The sequence below is a fragment of the Cellulomonas septica genome, from assembly GCF_012396155.1.
In the GTDB taxonomy this organism is placed as follows: Bacteria; Actinomycetota; Actinomycetes; order Actinomycetales; family Cellulomonadaceae; genus Cellulomonas; species Cellulomonas septica.
The window spans coordinates 1-1174 of the sequence record NZ_JAAXOY010000867.1 but is presented as its reverse complement, the minus strand read 5'-3'; the positions used below and the strand labels follow the sequence as shown (position 1 = coordinate 1174).

Annotated in this window: 2 protein-coding genes and 1 tRNA gene; all 3 read left to right on the top strand. The window is 76.5% G+C overall.

All coding sequences use genetic code 11. The features are described 5' to 3' along the window. Window positions 1–55 precede the first annotated feature (55 nt). A complete protein-coding gene (locus tag HGA02_RS19900) occupies window positions 56–520 on the top strand; it encodes a PIN domain-containing protein (RefSeq protein ID WP_246248137.1) in 465 nt (154 codons plus the stop codon). A gap of 98 nt (window positions 521–618) precedes the next feature. Continuing rightward, window positions 619–710 (top strand) — tRNA-Ser (locus tag HGA02_RS19895). Between the two features lie 266 nt (window positions 711–976). Next, on the top strand, window positions 977–1174 hold a 198-nt coding region (locus HGA02_RS19890; protein ID WP_168681151.1), incomplete at its 3' end, for a hypothetical protein.

Below are 1174 nucleotides of genomic sequence, written 5' to 3'. Positions count from 1 at the left end.
GACCGCGACCGGCCCGACGCCGGGACCGCCGCCGCCATGCGGGATGCAGAACGTCTTGTGCAGGTTGAGGTGGCTCACGTCGCCGCCGATCTCGCCGCGGGTCTACGTCGACGGGTCGGCGCTCAGCCGGTACCTCGTCGGCGCGCCGGCGCGTGACGCGTGGCTCGCGTGGGCCGCCGACCACGAGGACCGGCTCGTCACGACGTTCCTGGGCGTGAGCGAGCTGCGCCGCGTCGCACGCCCGCGAGGCGTCGAGGCGCACGGCGTCGCGCACGACGTGACGGACCGCGTCGAGGTCGTGCGGTTCTCGGACCAGTCGCTGCACGCGGCGGCTCGCGTCGCGGCGGTGCTGCCGTCGTTCGTGGCGCTGCACGTCGGGGCGGCGGTCGCGCACGCGCAGGTCGGGGCGGTCGCGACGTACGACGTCCAGCTCGCGCAGGTGGCCGTGCTGCACGGGCTGGAGGTCGTCAGCCCGGGGTGGCCGGCGGGCTGGTGGGAGCGGGCGCGGGCGTCGTCGTGACCGTCGTGCCGGCCCGGGAAGAGGGTCGGCGCAGGGAGCTGCTGTGGGAGGATCGTCCCCAGCGCGCGGGCCTCGAGCAGGCGGACCCAGCAGCGTCGGGAGGGCTGTCTGAGCGGCCGAAAGAGACGGTCTTGAAAACCGTTGGGGCGGGACACCCCCGTCCTCGTGGGTTCGAATCCCACGCCCTCCGCCGTCCTCCTCCGTGATCCCCCGGGCCCCGTCCGCCGACGCGGGTGCGGACCCGCCCGCACCCGACGGGTCGCCGTGCGCGCGGGACGCGTCTCCGCGCGGTGGCGTTCGGGTGAGGTGACTGCCGCGGGAGCGGTCCGTTCGGGTGGTTCCGGCAGGGAGCCGTGTGGTTCTGCACCGTTCGGGCCCGCGTCCCGGCCCGGTGTCGGGACGATACGGGCGCCCGGGCGCAGCGAGCGCCGGGCGTCACCCGATCCCTGGAGTGTCGTGCACCCGTTCGTCCGTCGTGCCCGTCTCGGCGTGGTCGCCGTCCTGGCCGCTCTCGCCGTCGTCGCCCAGCCGGTCGTGGCCGGTGCCGCGGCGGCGCCGCCCGCTGCCGTCGTCGAGCCGGGCGGAGGGTGGGTCTCCACGCCCCCGCTGACCGTGACGGGCCAGCTGACCGGTGCGCGCGTGCCCGCGGGCACG